Raw genomic sequence first — 17,399 nt, 5'->3', positions numbered from 1 at the left:
GGCCGTAGGTAAAGTCCTTTATTGCGTAACGTATACGTGGTGCGCGTTGGGTCGCACTCGGGTAAGGTGGCCGCCGCCGGCCTGGCCGTTGCACGATTGCTGGATATACTTTCCTGTGACTAACGAAGAGGGTGTGTTGATGGCAGGCAGGTTGATCTATCTCATCGGGCCATCGGGTTCGGGCAAGGACAGCCTGCTGGATGCCGCGCGCCCGCGCTTGGTCGAACGCGGCTGCCGCCTGGTACGCCGAGTGATCACGCGCTCGGCGGAGGCAGTGGGCGAAGCGGCGCAAGGGGTGAGCCCGGAGCAGTTTGCGGCGATGGATGCCCAGGGCGCGTTTGCCTTGAGCTGGCAGGCCAATGGCTTGTCCTATGGAATTCCTCGTGAGATCGACGACTGGCTGGCAGCCGGCGACGATGTGCTGGTCAATGGTTCCCGCGCCCACCTGGCGCAAACCCGCGAGCGTTATCCGACGTTGCTGGTGCTGCTGCTGACGGTTGATCAGGCCGTATTGCGCCAGCGCTTGATCGCACGGGGGAGAGAGTCCCTGGAGGACATCGAAGAACGCCTGGCGCGCAATGCGCGGTTCACTGCCGAGCTGATCGCTGGTAATGGCGCGGGCTTGTTTATACTGGATAACTCCGGCCCATTGGAACATACCGTCGCCCGCCTGCTGTGCTGCCTGGATCACGGGCACTCAATATGAGGAGCTTGCGGTACTGGGTCGTGACCTCGGAGCTCGCCGTATTCAATGGTAATCGCCAAGTGCGGTAAAAAGTCAGTCGTGTTCGATTTTACTTTTGTTGGGCAATGAGGCGTGTGGGTGTTTACCCGTATTGCGTCATTCTGAAGATTTCAAGGTTATGTGTTGCAAGGTTTAAGGATTGTGCGCGTTACATGAGGTTTGTTAGTTGTGCGTAAATATATTTTGGTGGTGTCGTGAAGTCGGCCTGGCGTACATGATGTGACGTTTTAAGTTGAAATAGATGAGGTGTTGTCTGGTGTTTTTGGTTGTGGGAATTTAACGCCGCTTTGATCGCGTGCTCGTATATTTCCACAGCGGATTTCGCCCTCGGCAAACTACATTGATTTTATTTATTTCAACTTGGATAGGCGGGTTAAAAAATGCAGGTAAATGTTTCCAGTTTGGGGTCTCGAAGTGATGGCTTTTCCAGTGTTCCAAAACAATTCACGGCTCTGAACAGACCGGGTGAAACGAATAAATCTAATATGCACAGTGGCCGTCACAGTGCCTATATTCCAGTCTTTCGTAATACCCCTGCATACAATCGGTACTACAGCCCGTTGGAGAATGAGGACTATCGTGTAGGTAGGCAGCCCTTTAGAAGTATTAATAAGAGTGTTTTCAACGGCTTTCAATTGCGAAGTAGCGTCTTCAACAGGCTGGCGGAAAGTTTCAACGGATCCAGGCAGGTAATGAGTCGTTGTGGGGGCGGGATCACCCCCAATCCGTGTCCACCTCCGAGGCCGTGGCCTGAACCGTGTCCGGAACCACAGCCCAGACCTCATCCGTGCCCACCGCCAAGGCCTGAACCTTGTCCGCAGCCGCGCCCCGTTCCATGCCCAGCGCCGTGGCCGAGACCTGAGCGCTATCCACAGCCAAGGCCCGAGCCGCGTCCGGCGCCGTGGCCGAGGCCTGAGCGCTATCCACAGCCAAGGCCCGAGCCGCGTCCGGCGCCGTGGCCGAGGCCTGAGCCGTACCCACAGCCAAGGCCCGAGCCGCGTCCGGCGCCGCAACCGCGGCCTGAGCCGTATCCTGAGCCAAGGCCCGAGCCGCGTCCGGCACCGCAACCGCGGCCTGAGCCGTACCCACAGCCAAGGCCTGAGCCGCGTCCGGCGCCGCAACCGCGGCCTGAGCCGTATCCTGAGCCAAGGCCCGAGCCGCGTCCGGCGCCGCAACCGAGGCCTGAGCCGTATCCTGAGCCAAGGCCCGAGCCGCGTCCGGCACCGCAACCGCGGCCTGAGCCGTATCCTGAGCCAAGGCCCGAGCCGCGTCCGGTACCGCAACCGCGGCCTGAGCCGCATCCTGAGCCAAGGCCCGAGCCGCGTCCGGCACCGCAACCGCGGCCTGAGCCGCATCCTGAGCCAAGGCCCGAGCCGCGGCCGGCGCCGCATCCACAGCCAAGGCCCGAGCCGCGACCAGAGCCGCAACCCCGGCCAAGGCCCGAGCCGCGTCCAGAGCCGCATCCACAGCCAAGGCCCGAGCCGCGACCAGAGCCGCAACCCCGGCCAAGGCCCGAGCCGCGTCCAGAGTCGCAGCCCCAGCCAAGGCCGCAGCCACGGCCAGAGCCACAGCCCCAGCCAAGGCCAGCGCCAACGCCGTGCCCGGAACCGTGCCCGACACCTGAGCCCTGCCCGCAGCCGCAGCCGAGCCCAGCGCCGTGCCCGGAACCGTGCCCGACACCTGAGCCCTGCCCGCAGCCGCAACCGAGGCCAGCGCCGTGCCCGGAACCGTGCCCGACACCTGAGCCCTGCCCGCAGCCGCAACCGAGGCCAGCGCCGTGTCCGGAACCCTGCCCGATACCTGAGCCTTGTCCCGAACCCGAGCCAACGCAATGTTTACCGATGGACACCGTTTACGGCTTTAGTTCAAACACCGGAAATGTCCGTACGTCCTTGGTAGCCACCCATGACCTACCGCAATTCGAAGTTGACGACAGGCAAGGTAATGACACATTAGATTTTTCCGGGTTCAGGCATAACCAAGTCATTAACCTGGGGGCGGGTACTTACTCAAGTGTCGGCGGAAAATACAATAATGTTTACGTCAGCCCGGCGTCGGTTATCGAAAACGCTATCGGCGGTTCCGGCAATGACCGGATGATTGGCAACGAAGCCGATAACGTACTGGTTGGGGGCGAAGGCGCGGATACGCTGAGAGGCGCAGGGGGGCGCAATGTTTTCAAATACAATTCGGTAGCGGACTCTGCCTACGCAGCAGCTGATCTGCTCACTGACTTCAAGACCGGCTGGGACAAGATTGATTTATGTACCATGGCTAACGCTGCGGGGGTCAGTCTGAACTTAGTTCCCGACTTTACGGGCAAACCCGGTGATACGGTCATTAAATACAACATGTACAGCGGACGTTATTTTTTGGCGATCGACCTGTCGGGCAACGGCAGAAGTGACTTTCTTATAAAAAGTACGCGACCGATCAGCCCTGATGATGTCCTGGGCCTGGCTTGAATAGGACGCTCGCAGGATGAAAAGCGTGAGTTGACGCTTTGCGTCAACTTCATGCCTGTAAACGTTCGGTTCAGGCAATGCCACGGCCTATCTTGCTACGCCGATAAAATCACTGTCTCGTTACCTTGATGACAGGCTGGTTACTCGCTTGATACCGCGTACAAGCCTGTCAACCTGATGTGTGCTGCTGCTTTGGCGGCATCGTGCATGCGCTTCTATCGTTGACCTCGATCGAGTCCCCATGGCTTGGTCATGTCTTCTGCGTTGACTCCAACCCAAACCCAGTACTGTTCTGTCGCCCTGTTGCGCTACGGCAGGCGCTTGCACGCCTGTTTCATATAGGTCTGCATTTCCTGAATCAGAACCGTGCAAGCCTGGTGATTAGGTCTTTACGCCAGTTGTTCATATGCCCGGAGTCGGCCTTGTCAGAATGATCGGTTGTAGCAGTGTATTAATTTACGGTGTTGCGAAGGCGTGGATTTAATCAGTTCGAGGAGGTAGCTGTTTTCGTTCGGTTCTTACTCTGTATTCTCTTGATTAGTCGCAGTGGGGTGTAGGTAGGCAGCTTGGACTGGAGTGCCGACTCGAAGCAGCATTTTGGAGTGTTATCTGTTTGTGAGTAATGGGTTGCAATCGAATTTGATTGCTAGTGTATGAGATCTTGTTTTTTTAATGTAAATCAGTAGGTTGGAGTGGTTGTAGTGGCGTATGGGCTGCAAGTGTTGTTTCGGAACGTTGCGCCTTTGTCACCAAAGTATTTTGAGATTTTAGAGTGTGTCGGAGTGCATTAATTAGTGTCTGGCGGACAGCGTGTCTCTGTGCGAACTTAAGGAGGTGCCGATAAGTGCTGTTGCTCGTATGGAGTGGGAGTGCGATGTCTCGGGTTATTGCATGAGGACTTAGGTTGTATGAAATTATCAGGACCACCCGCTACTAATATCTCGCAAGAAAAGGAGTTTTCTGCTCGGGGGGGCATGAGTTCTGAGCAGTTGAGGCCGCCCTACACCCTTAATAATAAGAAAACGGTATTCACGACTGAGCAGGCAGGTAAACATATCACTCGCCGTGACTTCCGATTTCATGACCGTAATGGCGATCAGAAAATTGACCTGTCATTCCGGATTTCCAAGGGGTTCACATCGCAGCAGGCAGAACTGGCCAGGCAAGCATTGAAATCCTGGCAGGATGTCGCCAACGTGACGTTCACCGAAAATGCCAAGAATCTCGACGGTCACGTTGATATTGGTGATATGCCAGGAACCAATAACGGCGTGGCATCACTGCCTAACAAGTACTTGAGAAATACATTCGCTAACATCGGCACGGCAGATGCGGGCACACACCCTAAGCAGGGTGGTTATTTTCGCCAAGTACTGATTCATGAAACAGGTCATGCGATCGGGTTGGAGCATCCGGGTAAATACGATGGGTCTGGCACCTATGCAACGCACGCAGAATACGCCGGGGACACTCGAGCCCGCAGTGTGATGAGCTATTTCTCGGAAAGGAATCAGCCAGGTCATGATTTTAATTCGTTGCATCCCTCTGCACCGATGATGGATGACATTGCTGCGGCCCAGCGACTGTACGGAGCAAATACCAACACCCGTAATACCGATACGACCTATGGGTTCAACTCCAATACGAACCGTGACGCCCTGAGCTTGAAAACGGCCAATGACAATCCTGTCTTTTGTGTGTGGGACGGTGGCGGTAACGACACGCTGGATTTCTCCGGGTATTCGCAGAATCAGAAGATCAACCTCAATGCCGAGTCGTTTTCTGATGTGGGGGCATTGAAAGGCAATGTCTCCATTGCCAAGGGCGTTACCCTGGAGAACGCCGTGGGGGGCGCCGGGAACGACGCCTTGATAGGCAACCACGTTGCCAATCGCTTGACCGGTGGAGGCGGAGCCGACAGGTTGCAAGGCGGCGGGGGGGCAGACACGTTTGTATATGACCTTACCAGCGATTCCACCCCGGATAACCCTGACGTTATCCTGGACTTCGAGAGCGGCGTGGACCGCTTGGATGTCTCTGCGCTTTTGAAAACTGCGAATATCAAGGCGCTGTTATTCGGTGAGCGTCTAACCGGCCAACCTGGCCAAGCCGTGCTGAGCTACGACGAGGGCAGTGGAGAAGGTAGTTTGGCTTTGGACCTGACCGGAAATGGTAAAGCTGATGTATTGATAAAGAGTATTGGCCGGATGAATGCAGGTGATGTGTACCACGGCGTCAGCCCCTCGGTAGATCCTGAACCGGAAAAGCCGCAGCCGGATATGCGGCCTGAACCGGAAAAGCCAAAGCCAAAGCCAAAACCAAAACCTAATTCACGTCCAGACTCATGTAAGCCAAAGCCTGAGCCACGCCCAGTCTCGTGTGATCCGAAACCTATTTCATGTGCGCCGACGCCAGCCTCATGCTCGATAGGCACTACCAGCGCACTGGGGTCGCAAGCTAATACATTTTCCATGAGGCCGGCATATGGCTTCAAGGCCGATGCTGATCAGCGTCGAGGAACATTGGTGTCCGCGTCTGATCAAGGGGCTTTTACAGCGCGTGCATGGGGCGGGTCAGTTCACGGGTAACAGAGAGCGAAATATATCTAAATGAGGCGCCCTCTTTGGCAGGTGTTTGTTGTCCTGTACATTTTGAAATGTAGCGCTGGAATGTGTCGGTCACCATTGGCTATAGGCAGTTTATTATTCTTGTGCATTCGTTAGTTGGGTGAATGTAGGCAGTACTGTCGATTTATTTGAATCAGTCTTGATTTGGTTGCTGGCTGAAAGGCGTTCGCTCGCTCGATAGTTGGCGATTTAATAGTTCGTAAGTGTTGCGCTTGCGGAGCGTTGGGTTGTTGTTTTGTATAACTAACTAAGAAGGTGTGATGTATGGTTAATGTAAATCTACCTGGTTTGAACTCCTATGTACCTACAATGGATACGGCCCCTAAGCCATCACCCACGGCACCGTCGGGGGGGTATGGCGATAATGAGCCAGTGGGTACTTCCAACAACACCCATCAAGGAAATGATCAACTGCTTTCGAAAGGGTCCAGATTGCTGAGTCTTTCTGCGCACTCGGCAGGTGGGCTTTCCAGTCTGCAACGGCTATATGGATCGAATATGAATTCGAACACATCTGGTTTGCTGCAGCCTGGTGAAACAAAAATCAGCAATAGGCTTTTCCTGAATATGGGGGGCGTGGATGGCAACGTTCTGACTGCTAATTGCCTGTCTATGCCAAAGGGGGAGGAGACCAAGCCGAAAGGGGAGCAGCCCAAGCCGGCTAGTGAGCAGACCAGGCCAACCGGCGATCGGCCTCAGCCATTCTGTGAGGAGACAGTGCCAAAAAGCGATCAGTGCGAGCCAGCCGGTGGTAAGCCCAAACCTGTCGGCTTTGACGCCAAAACAAAAGGGGACAAGACCAAGCCAACCGGAGTGGACACCAGCCCAACGGGCGGTAAGCCCAAGGCCGCTGGTGAGGAGACCCGACCACAAGGGGACAAGACCAAGCCGACCGGAGTGGACACCAGCCCAACGGGCGGTAAGCCCAAGGCCGCTGGTGAGGAGACCCGACCACAAGGGGACAAGACCAAGCCAACCGGAGTGGACACCAGCCCAACGGGCGGTAAGCCCAAGGTCGCTGGTGAGGAGACCCGACCACAAGGGGACAAGACCAAGCCAACCGGAGTGGACACCAGCCCAACGGGTGCTAAGCCCAAGGTCGCTGGTGAGGAGACCCGACCACAAGGGGACAAAACCAAGCCAACCGGAGTGGACACCAGCCCAACGGGTGCTAAGCCCAAGGTCGCTGGTGAGGAGACCCGACCACAAGGGGACAAGACCAAGCCAACCGGAGTGGACACCAGCCCAACGGGTGCTAAGCCCAAGGTCGCTGGTGAGGAGACCCGACCACAAGGGGACAAGACCAAGCCAACCGGAGTGGACACCAGCCCAACGGGTGCTAAGCCCAAGGCCGCTGGTGAGGAGACCCGACCACAAGGGGACAAGACCAAGCCGACCGGAGTGGACACCAGCCCAACGGGCGGTAAGCCCAAGGTCGCTGGTGAGGAAACCCGACCACAAGGGGACAAGACCAAGCCGACCGGAGTGGACACCAGTCCAACGGGTGCTAAGCCCAAGGCCGCTGGTGAGGAAACCCGACCACAAGGGGACAAGACCAAGCCAACCGGAGTGGACACCAGCCCAACAGGCGGTAAGCCCAAGGTCGCTGGTGGAGAGACCAATCCCAAAGGTGATCCTGCTAAGCCGCAGGGCGATCAGCCCCGTCCCTCAGTGGGGTTCAGGCCCATAGGTCCGGATTTGCCGGTCGACAAAACCAATGCCAAGCCCAAAGGTCCGGATTTGTCTGCTGACACGACCTATGTCAAGCCAAAAGCTCCCGAAGCACCGGTTGACACTATCTATGGGTTTAACTCCAACACCGGCAGGCCGGAAACGACCCTGACATCTGCTACGGATAAACCACAGTTCAATATCTGGGATAAGGAAGGGGTCGATACCTTTGATTTTTCCGGCTTCAAGCAAGACCAGATCATCGACCTGCGCAGTGGTGCGCTTTCCAGTGTGGGCGGCTTGAGGGAGAACGTCAGGATCGGTACCTCGACTGTGATCGAAAACGCAGTGGGTGGTAGTGGCAACGACCGAATCATTGGCAACAGTGCCGATAACGTGCTGATTGGTGGTGCAGGCGCCGATAATCTGGTTGGGGGCGGTGGTTGGAACACGTTCAAGTTCAACGCTTTTGCCGACTCTACCCGCACGCAAGCCGATTTGCTGTTGGACTTCAACACGGGTCAGGACAAGATTGATCTGTCGCAAATGGCCATTGATGGCAAGGTTGCATTTAACTTCGTTGAGGAATACACCGGGAAGACCGGCGATACCATTATCAAGTTTAACCCGCAAACAGGGCGTTACTTGTTGGCGATAGACTTGGATGGTGACGGCAAGACGGACTTCCTGATCAAGAGCACCCGCATGATCAGCCCGGAAGATGTCATCGGGTTGAACATAAGGGATGCTGGTTATCTGTAACGCTGTAATGGCGAGCTAGCAACTATCGCCTTTGGAGTAAGACAGGGCAGGACTTTTTCATATGATCAAGTCCTGCTTTTTTGTGCCTGTGAATACGTGATTACGTGTGCCCAACATTTCCTGATCTTGGTCACACCGCTCTCAGGCGGTGGCCGCCACGACCCCACGGGACGCCCCCAGGAATCGCAGCAATGCGATCAATGGAAAGGCGCTGCCCACCAGCATCACGCCCAGCCAACCGCCATGTTCATACACACTGCTGGCAATCGCCGAGCCGAACGCGCCGCCAATGAAGATGCTGGTCATGTACAACGCGTTGAGACGGCTGCGGCTATTGGCGTCAAGGGCATAGATGGCACGCTGGCCAAGCACCATGTTCATCTGCACGCAGAAGTCCAGGACCACGCCGGTGACCGCAAGACCGATCACGCTGTACAGCGGGTGCACAAACGCCGGCAGGAAGCTCAATGCCCCGAACAGCATTGCCAGCAACGAGGCGCGATGGGTGTGGCCGGCATCGGCCAGGCGACCGGCGATGGGCGCGGCAATGGCGCCCAGTGCGCCGACCAGGGCGAACAACGCGATTTCGCTTTGGCTAAGGCCATGGTTACGCGCCAGTTCCAGCGGCGCGGCGGTCCAGAACAGGCTGAAGGCAGCAAACATGCAGCCCTGGTAGAACGCCCGTTGGCGCAGCAGCGGCTGCCCACGCAGCAAGGTAGCCAGGGAGCGCAGCAATTGGCCGTAGCTGGCGCGGTGATCGGGTTGGCGCTTGGGAATGGTCAGCAGCAGGACCACGCTGATAAGCGCCATCAACGCAGCGGCGGCCATGAACATCGCGCGCCAGCCGAAGTGGTCGGCGACGACGCTGGACACCGGTCGCGCCAGCAAAATGCCCAGCAGCAGGCCACCCATGATGCTGCCTACCACCCGACCGCGAGATTCGGCCGGGGCCAGGTGCGCGGCCAGCGGGATCAGGATTTGCACGGACACCGAGCTGAAACCGATCAGCAGCGACACCAGCAGGAACAGATTGGGTTGCTCGGTAAACGCAGCACCCAGCAGGCTGGCGATGGCCACCACCGTGGTGAAGATCATCAGCTTGCGGTTTTCCAACAAGTCGCCCAAAGGCACCAGGAAGAAGAGGCCGAGGGCGTAGCCGATTTGCGTCAGGGACACGATCAGGCTGGCCATTGCCGGTGTCAGGCCGATATCCGGGGCGATCAGTTCAATGATTGGTTGCGCGTAGTAGATGTTGGCAACGATGGCACCGCAGCAAAACGCAAACAGCATGACCATGCCCCGGGTCATGGTGCCTGTAGCGTGAGAGGTTGGGTTCATGGTGTTCTCATAAGGCGAAGGACGATGGGGTGAGAGAATAAAGACATGGGCCGGCAGTGAGTAGGCCGCTTGGCGTGATAACTGTCATGCCGCGAAATAATGACTCAATGCAAAACCCAATGTGGGAGGGGGCTTGCTCCCGATGGCGGTGTGTCAGTCAGCCTATGTCTTGGCTGACACACCGCCATCGGGAGCAAGCCCCCTCCCACATTTGTTACCGCATTTCTTCAGTTATTGACCACTGTAGATCTGGTCAAACACCCCGCCATCATTGAAGTGGGTCTTCTGCACCGTGCGCCAGTCGCCAAAGGTCTTCTCCACCGACAGGAAGTCCACCTTCGGGAAGCGGTCGGTGTACTTGGCCAACACCTTCGGGTCCCGTGGGCGCAGGTAATTGTTGGCCGCAATTTCCTGGCCTTCCGGCGACCACAGGTACTTCAGGTAGTCTTCCGCCGCGGTACGGGTGCCTTTCTTCTCGACCACTTTATCCACCACCGACACAGGCGGCTCGGCTTCGGCGGACACACTTGGGTAGACCACTTCGAACTGATCCCGTCCAAACTCACGGGCGATCATTTCTGCTTCGTTTTCGAAGGTCACCAGCACGTCGCCGATCTGGTTTGTCATGAACGTGGTGGTGGCGGCACGGCCACCGGTGTCCAGCACCGGCGCTTGTTTGAACAGCTTGCCGACGAAGGTCTTGGCTTTCTCTTCGTCGCCGCCGTTCTTGAGCACATAGCCCCAGGCCGACAGGTAGGTGTAGCGGCCGTTACCCGAGGTCTTCGGGTTGGGAACGATCACCTGCACGCCGTCCTTGAGCAAATCCGGCCAGTCTTTCAACGCCTTGGGGTTGTCCTTGCGCACGATGAACACGGTGGCGGAGGTGAAGGGTGCACTGTTGTTCGGCAGGCGCGTCACCCAGTTGTCCGGCACCAATTTGCCATTGTCGACCAGAGCATTGATGTCGGTGGCCATGTTCATGGTAATCACGTCAGCCGGCAGGCCGTCGATCACCGAGCGTGCCTGTTTGCTGGAACCGCCGAAGGACATCTGCAACGTCAGCTTGTCGTCAGGGTGCTCGGCTTCCCAATGCTTCTGGAAGGCAGCGTTGTAGTCCTTGTAGAAATCGCGCATCACGTCGTAGGAGACGTTGAGCAGGGTGGTCGCGGCCTGGGCGGAGCCCGCCAAGGCCAGGCTGGCGGCCAGAAGAGAGGCGCTGAGGATCTTTTTCACTGCTCATTCCTTGTTGTTGGAGAAGAGGGGAGGCAATTTGCCAGCGACTATAGCCGGGCCTGCATAGACCTATAAAGATTAAAACGACCTTTGGTTATTCCAGTTTATGAAAAAGGTTACTGCCACATCGCGAGCAAAAAGCCGCATTGGGCTCATGGCTGTTCTTCTTGCACGCCGGGCAGTCGGTTTGCAACTGTTCACCGCGCATGGCACTGGCCAGCTCTGCAGTAAAAATGCCCGTCGGCACCGCGATGATCGAATAACCGGTGATCATCACCAGCGACGAAATTACCTGGCCCAGCGGCGTCTTGGGCACGATATCGCCGAAGCCCACGGTGGTCAGGGTGACGATGGCCCAATAGATGCCCTTGGGAATACTGGTGAACCCATGTTCCGGGCCTTCGATCACGTACATCAGGGTGCCGAACACCGTCACCAGCGTGCACACGCTGACCAGGAACACCACGATCTTCTGCTTGCTGCCGCGCAGCGCCGCCATCAGGTAGTTGGCCTGCTTGAGGTACGGGCTGAGCTTGAGTACGCGGAAGATGCGCAGCATGCGAATGATGCGGATGATCAGCAGGTACTGCGCATCGCTGTAGTACAGGGCGAGGATGCCGGGGACGATGGCCAGCAAGTCCACCAGGCCGTAAAAGCTGAAGGCATAGCGCAGCGGCTTGGGCGAGCAATACAGGCGCAGGCCGTATTCGATGGCGAAGATCAGCGTGAAGCCCCACTCGATATAGGCCAGCACATCCGCGTAGTTCTGGTGGATTTCATCGATGCTGTCGAGCATCACGATCACCAGGCTGGCGAGGATGATCAGCAGCAGGATGCCGTCAAAGCGCCGCCCGGCGACGGTGTCGCTTTGGAAAACCATGATGTAGAGCCGCTGGCGCCAGTCGTTGTTACTGTCCATAAGTCCTGCCTGAAGCGAATATCGAGCAAGCCTAGGGGGATTCGAACGGACTGTCCATGTGGGGTTTGCGCAGCATTCGCTGGCCGGCGCGCACCAGCCAGCAGGCGAGGATAAACGGTGCGGTCAGCGCAGGCAGGTGCAGGGCGGCGAAACCTGGGGTGAGGATGATTGCCAGCAGGATGCCCAGCAGCGGCAACCACGGCTGGCGACATGACAAGCCCAGGACCAGGGCGACCAACGCTGGGTTATAGCTGTGCAGGCCGAGCAGGGCGCCAGTGGGGTCGTTCAGCCAAAGGCCGGCCAGCACGCCGAGGCTGGCACCGCTCAGTGCCCACAACGCGGCGCGGCGGTCGGCCAGCAGCAAGCCCGCGGCGATCAACACGCCTGCCATGGGTTGCTCCAACAGCATGATTTGTCCAAGACCGATAAATGGAGCGGCGAGAATAGAGAAGGTGCCGTGCTCGGTCAGCGCAAGGGCGCTTCCAGGTACGCACCCGAGCAGCAACCAGCCGAGGCCAACAAAGGGCGCGGTATAGGCGGGCAAGTCCTGGGGCTGGTTCGCGTGTGTCAACCATTGCCGGGTAAGGATCGCGCTCAAGCCCCCGCATGCCAGGATCAACGGTGGCACCAGCGCCGACCAGGCAAAGTGCTGGCTGATCAACAAGCCCAGCAGTACGCCGTTGTAGCTGTACAGTCCAGCCTGGCGCTCAGCCTTGGGATAGCCACGGCGCTGGGCCGTAAGCAACCCCGCGACCCCGCCCAGCAGCGCACCGCCGAGCAAGGCCGGGGCGCCGATCAGGATCGCCAGCAGGCACAGCAGGCCACACAGCGGGTGGCGTTGCAGGAAAATCTGGCTGAAGCCATTGAGCAGAGCTTCGGCCCAGTCAGGGCAGGTGTGGTTGTGCATTTTCGGTGAGTCAGTGGGACTTCAGTTGTGCCCATCGGGGGCAAGCCCCTCCCACAGGTTCAAATGCAGTCCAATGTGGGAGGGGGCTTGCCCCCGATGGGCCCTTACAGACGCTAAATCAATGTCTCGATGCGCAACGAATTGGTCGACCCCGGCTGCCCAAACGGCACCCCCGCGGTAATCACCAAGGTATCCCCGCGTTGCGCCATACCCTGAGCCTGGGCGATTTCCAACGCGGTGGAACACACCTCATCCACCTGGCGCAGACGGTCATTGACCACCGAGTGCACGCCCCACGCCACGCTCAAGCGCCGCGCCGTGGACAGGTTCGGCGTGAGGTTGAGGATCGGTGCCACCGGCCGTTCCCGTGCGGCGCGCAAGCTGGAACTGCCCGACTCGCTGTAGTTCACCAGCACCGCCACCGGCAGGATGCTGCTGATGCGCCGGATCGCACAGCTGATGGCGTCCGACACCGTGGCATCCGCCTTGGGCCGGCTGACGTCCAGTTGCGCCTGGCAGTCCGGGCCGTTTTCCACCTGGCGGATGATCTTGCTCATCATCTGCACGGCTTCCAGCGGATAATCGCCCGACGCGGTTTCCGCCGACAGCATCACCGCGTCCGCACCCTCGGCCACGGCGTTGGCGACATCGGTGACTTCGGCACGGGTCGGCGCCGGGGAGAAACGCATGGACTCAAGCATCTGCGTGGCCACCACCACCGGCTTGCCCAATTGACGACACGTGCTGATGATGTCTTTCTGGATCTGCGGCACGCTTTCGGCCGGTACTTCCACGCCCAGGTCGCCTCTGGCTACCATGATCGCATCGCTCAGCTCGGCAATTTCCTGCAGGCGCTGCACGGCCGAGGGCTTCTCGATCTTGGCCATCAGGAACGCCTTGTCGCCAATCAGCTCGCGGGCCTCGCGGATGTCTTCCGGGCGCTGTACAAACGACAGTGCCACCCAGTCCACGCCCAGTTCCAGGCCGAAGCTCAAGTCGCGGCGATCTTTGGCGGTGAGCGGGCTGAGTTCCAACAAAGCTTGTGGGACGTTTACGCCTTTGCGGTCGGACAGCTCGCCGCCATTGAGCACCGTGGTGTCGATGGCGTCGGCATGCTTGGTAATCACGCGCAGGCGCAGCTTGCCGTCATCGAGCAGCAAGTCCATGCCCGGTTCAAGGGCTGCGATGATTTCCGGATGGGGCAGGTTGACGCGGCGCTGGTCACCGGGCGTCGGGTCCAGGTCCAGGCGCAGGGCCTGGCCGCGAATCAACTGCACCTTGCCCTCGGCAAAACGCCCGACCCGCAGCTTTGGTCCTTGCAGGTCCATGAGGATGCCCAGTGGGTAGTTCAACTGGCGCTCTACCTGGCGAATCCACTGGTAGCGCTGGGCATGGTCGGCGTGTTCGCCGTGACTGAAGTTGAGACGGAAGATATTCACCCCGGCCTGCACCAGCTCAAGGATGTCATCGATACTGTCGGTGGCCGGGCCCAGGGTGGCGAGGATCTTGACCTTCTTATCAGGCGTCATGTTTGGCAGTCTCAAGGATCAGGATGGCACGGAAGTCGTTGACGTTGGTACGGGTCGGCTCGGTGACGATCAAGTCGCCCAGGGCGGCGAAATAGCCGTAGCCGTTGTTGTTGTCCAACTCGTCGCTGGCCGACAGGCCCAAGGCCTCTGCGCGGGCGTAGCTGCTGGGGGTCATGATGGCGCCCGCGTTGTCTTCCGAGCCGTCGATGCCATCGGTGTCGCCGGCCAGGGCGTACACGCCGGGCAGGCCCTTGAGGCTGTCGGTGAGGCTGAGCAGGAATTCCGCATTGCGCCCGCCTCGGCCATCGCCGCGCACGGTGACGGTGGTCTCGCCGCCGGACAGGATCACACAGGGCGCCGCCAATGGCTGGCCGTGCTGGACGATCTGCCGGGCGATACCGGCATGTACCTTGGCCACCTCCCGCGCTTCACCTTCCAGGTCGCCGAGGATCAGCGGGCTGAACCCTGCCTGGCGTACTTTCACGGCTACCGCTTCCAGGGATTGCTGGGGGCGGGCGATCAATTGGAAGTGGCTGCGGGCAAGTACCGGGTCGCCGGGCTTGACCGTTTCCGAGCCGGAGTTTTGCAGCCAGCTGCGCACCGAGGCGGGGGCGTCGATGCCGTAGCGCTTGAGAATCCCCAGGGCCTGCTGCGAGGTGCTGGGGTCGCCGACGGTAGGGCCGGAGGCGATCACCGTTGCCTGGTCGCCCGGCACATCGGAAATCGCGTAGGTGTATACGGTGGCTGGCCATGCCGCCTTGGCCAAGCGCCCGCCCTTGATCGCCGAGAGGTGTTTGCGCACGCAATTCATCTCGCCGATGGTGGCGCCGGATTTGAGCAGGGCTTTATTGATGGCTTGCTTGTCGGCCAGGCTGATGCCTTCGGCCGGCAGGGCCAGCAATGCGGAGCCACCGCCGGAAAGCAGGAAGATCACGCGGTCGTCTTCGCTCAGGTGGCTGATCAACTCCAGCACGCGCTGGGCCACGGCCAGGCCGGCAGCGTCGGGGACCGGGTGGGCCGCTTCGACCACCTCGATTTTCTGGCACGGCGCGCCGTGGCCGTAGCGGGTGACCACCAGGCCCGACACTTCGCCCTGCCAGCAATTTTCCACGACCAGGGCCATGGCGGCCGCGGCCTTGCCGGCGCCGATCACGATTACCCGGCCACTGCGGTCGGCGGGGAGGTAAGGTTCAAGGGCTTGCCGGGGATGGGCGGCGTCGATGGCTGTGGCAAACAGCTCGCGAAGCAGGTGTTGCGGATCGACCGACATAAGCGGGCTCCCGGATTCTTGTTATTAGCATTGGGACTTGGAACGCAATCAAAATGTGGGAGGGGGCTTGCTCCCGATAGCGGTGCATCAGTCGACATAGTGGTTGAATGACAGATTGCTATCGGGAGCAAGCCCCCTCCCACACTGGATTACATTCCAAGATGGGTTATTTATCGCGAATCGAGAAATTGGCCATATGCTCCAGACCCTTGATCAGCGCCGAGTGGTCCCAGTTACCGCCGCCAATGGCCGTGCAGGTGCTGAACACTTGCTGGGTGCCGGCGGTATTCGGCAGGTTGATCCCCAGTTCCTTGGCGCCGGCCAAGGCCAGGTTCAGGTCCTTCTGGTGCAGGTTGATGCGAAAGCCCGGGTCGAAAGTCCCCTTGATCATGCGTTCGCCATGCACTTCCAGGATCTTCGACGACGCAAAGCCGCCCATCAGCGCTTCCCGCACCTTGGCCGGGTCGGCGCCGTTCTTGGAGGCGAAAAGCAGCGCTTCGGCCACCGCCTGGATGTTCAGTGCAACGATGATCTGGTTGGCGACCTTGGCGGTCTGGCCATCGCCGTTACCGCCCACGAGGGTGATGTTCTTGCCCATGGCCTGGAACAGCGGCAATGCACGTTCGAAGGTCTGCGGTTCGCCACCGATCATGATGCTCAAGGTGCCGGCCTTGGCGCCGACTTCACCGCCGGACACCGGTGCGTCCAGATACTGCGCGCCGGTCTCGTTGATCTTCGCCGCGAACGCCTTGGTGGCGGTGGGGGAGATCGAACTCATGTCGATCACCACTTTGTTCGGCGACAGGCCGGCGACCACGCCGTCGGCGCGCAACAGCACGTCTTCGACCTGTGGGGTGTCCGGCACCATGACGATGATGAATTCGGCTTCTTGCGCGACTTGCTGCGGGTTGGCCAGGGCGATGGCGCCAGCGTCGATCAGCGCTTGCGGGGCCTTGCCGTGATGCTCGGAGAGAAACAGTTGGTGCCCTGCTTTCTGCAGGTTGGCGGCCATAGGCTGGCCCATGATGCCGGTGCCGATAAATCCGATTTTAGCCATGATCAAAATCCTCTTTTTTATTCGGTAGGCAGACTTGTTGAGGTCTGCCAGACACATCAGGTCCAATGTGGGAGGGGGTGTGTGTTAGAGCGCGTTATGGGTCTTGAGCCAGCCCAAACCCGCTTCGGTAGTGGTCAACGGCTTGTATTCACAGCCAACCCAACCCGTGTAGCCAATGCGGTCCAGATGCTCGAACAGGAAGCGATAGTTGATCTCCCCAGTCCCCGGCTCATTGCGCCCCGGGTTGTCCGCCAGCTGGATATGGTTGATCTGCCCCAGGTGCGCCGCCATGGTCCGTGCCAGGTCGCCTTCCATGATTTGCATGTGATAGATGTCGTATTGCAGGAACAGGTTGTCACTGCCCACCTGCTCGCGAATCGACAGGGCCTGGGCCGTGTTATTCAGGTAGAAGCCCGGGATGTCACGGGTGTTGATCATCTCCATCACCAGCTTGATGCCCGCTGCTTGCAGCTTGTCGGCGGCGTACTTGAGATTGGCGACAAAGGTCTTTTCCAGGGTTTCGTCGTCCACGCCCTGTGGACGGATACCCGCCAGGCAGTTGATCTGGGTGTTACCCAGTACCTGGGCGTAGGCGATAGCCAGCTTGACCCCGGCACGGAACTCCTCGACCCGGTCCGGGTGGCAGGCCAGGCCACGCTCGCCCTTGGCCCAGTCGCCGGCCGGCAAGTTGAACAGCACTTGGCTCAGGCCGTTGGCATCGAGCTGCGCCTTGATCTCGGCGGAGCTGAACTCATACGGGAACAGGTATTCCACACCTTCGAAGCCGGCGTCGGCGGCTGCCTTGAAGCGAGCAAGGAAGTCCTGTTCGGTGAACAGCATGGACAGGTTGGCGGCAAAGCGCGGCATAGGGTTCTC

At 59.1% G+C, this 17,399-nt stretch carries 13 protein-coding genes and 1 pseudogene; 6 read left to right on the top strand and 8 right to left on the bottom strand.

The features are described 5' to 3' along the window. Window positions 1-36: 36 nt before the first annotated feature. From NMB39_RS20105 to NMB39_RS20080, 6 genes and pseudogenes are all read left to right on the top strand, one after another. Window positions 37-120, top strand: a pseudogene (locus NMB39_RS20105) (hypothetical protein); the annotation flags it as partial. A gap of 19 nt (window positions 121-139) precedes the next feature. After that, entirely contained in the window at window positions 140-706 is a 567-nt protein-coding gene (gene phnN / locus NMB39_RS20100) for a phosphonate metabolism protein/1,5-bisphosphokinase (PRPP-forming) PhnN (RefSeq protein WP_494340575.1), read from the top strand. Between the two features lie 741 nt (window positions 707-1,447). Next, window positions 1,448-2,644: a hypothetical protein gene (locus NMB39_RS20095; protein ID WP_494340167.1), complete on the top strand. Its 1,197-nt coding sequence runs from the start codon at window positions 1,448-1,450 to the stop codon at window positions 2,642-2,644. Then, window positions 2,587-3,210, top strand: coding sequence for a M10 family metallopeptidase C-terminal domain-containing protein (locus NMB39_RS20090; RefSeq protein ID WP_057022212.1), 624 nt, complete (start codon window positions 2,587-2,589; stop codon window positions 3,208-3,210). The genes NMB39_RS20095 and NMB39_RS20090 overlap by 58 nt, the downstream gene beginning before the upstream one ends. Before the next feature lie 908 nt (window positions 3,211-4,118). Beyond that, the gene (locus NMB39_RS20085) at window positions 4,119-5,798 is read left to right on the top strand and encodes a M10 family metallopeptidase C-terminal domain-containing protein (protein ID WP_494343362.1); all 1,680 of its coding nucleotides are present in this window, start codon (window positions 4,119-4,121) and stop codon (window positions 5,796-5,798) included. Window positions 5,799-6,335: 537 nt separating this feature from the next. Beyond that, complete coding sequence (locus NMB39_RS20080; protein WP_494340168.1) at window positions 6,336-8,270, top strand: M10 family metallopeptidase C-terminal domain-containing protein; 1,935 nt, start codon at window positions 6,336-6,338, stop codon at window positions 8,268-8,270. Between the two features lie 141 nt (window positions 8,271-8,411). Here the strand turns inward: NMB39_RS20080 and NMB39_RS20075 are convergent, their stop codons facing one another. The 8 genes from NMB39_RS20075 to hyi all read right to left on the bottom strand — a co-directional run bounded on the left by NMB39_RS20075 (window position 8,412) and on the right by hyi (window position 17,390). After that, entirely contained in the window at window positions 8,412-9,608 is a 1,197-nt protein-coding gene (locus NMB39_RS20075; protein ID WP_057022214.1) for an MFS transporter, read from the bottom strand. 231 nt (window positions 9,609-9,839) lie between these two features. Beyond that, window positions 9,840-10,841 carry a sulfate ABC transporter substrate-binding protein gene (locus NMB39_RS20070; RefSeq protein WP_057022215.1) on the bottom strand — a complete coding sequence of 334 codons (1,002 nt, stop codon included), beginning with the start codon at window positions 10,839-10,841 and terminating at the stop codon, window positions 9,840-9,842. A 94-nt stretch (window positions 10,842-10,935) separates the two neighbouring features. Continuing rightward, window positions 10,936-11,760: an ion transporter gene (locus tag NMB39_RS20065; protein ID WP_046069102.1), complete on the bottom strand. Its 825-nt coding sequence runs from the start codon at window positions 11,758-11,760 to the stop codon at window positions 10,936-10,938. Between the two features lie 31 nt (window positions 11,761-11,791). Further along, window positions 11,792-12,667, bottom strand: coding sequence for an urea transporter (locus tag NMB39_RS20060; RefSeq protein ID WP_367236606.1), 876 nt, complete (start codon window positions 12,665-12,667; stop codon window positions 11,792-11,794). A gap of 113 nt (window positions 12,668-12,780) precedes the next feature. Continuing rightward, window positions 12,781-14,196, bottom strand: a complete 1,416-nt coding sequence (pyk, locus tag NMB39_RS20055) for a pyruvate kinase (RefSeq protein WP_494340169.1) — start codon at window positions 14,194-14,196, stop codon at window positions 12,781-12,783. After that, complete coding sequence (locus NMB39_RS20050; RefSeq protein ID WP_494340170.1) at window positions 14,186-15,466, bottom strand: glycerate kinase type-2 family protein; 1,281 nt, start codon at window positions 15,464-15,466, stop codon at window positions 14,186-14,188. Before NMB39_RS20050 ends, pyk begins: the two co-directional genes overlap by 11 nt. A 166-nt stretch (window positions 15,467-15,632) precedes the next feature. After that, the gene (locus tag NMB39_RS20045; protein ID WP_494340171.1) at window positions 15,633-16,523 is read right to left on the bottom strand and encodes a 2-hydroxy-3-oxopropionate reductase; all 891 of its coding nucleotides are present in this window, start codon (window positions 16,521-16,523) and stop codon (window positions 15,633-15,635) included. Between the two features lie 84 nt (window positions 16,524-16,607). Beyond that, window positions 16,608-17,390 (bottom strand): hydroxypyruvate isomerase, encoded by a 783-nt coding sequence (hyi, locus tag NMB39_RS20040; protein ID WP_057022219.1) that lies wholly within the window; start codon window positions 17,388-17,390, stop codon window positions 16,608-16,610. Window positions 17,391-17,399 lie beyond the last annotated feature (9 nt).

Source organism: Pseudomonas sp. FBCC-B545 (assembly GCF_059134095.1).
The sequence above is the reverse complement of the archived record's forward strand: the minus strand, read 5'-3'. Positions and strand labels throughout refer to the sequence as shown.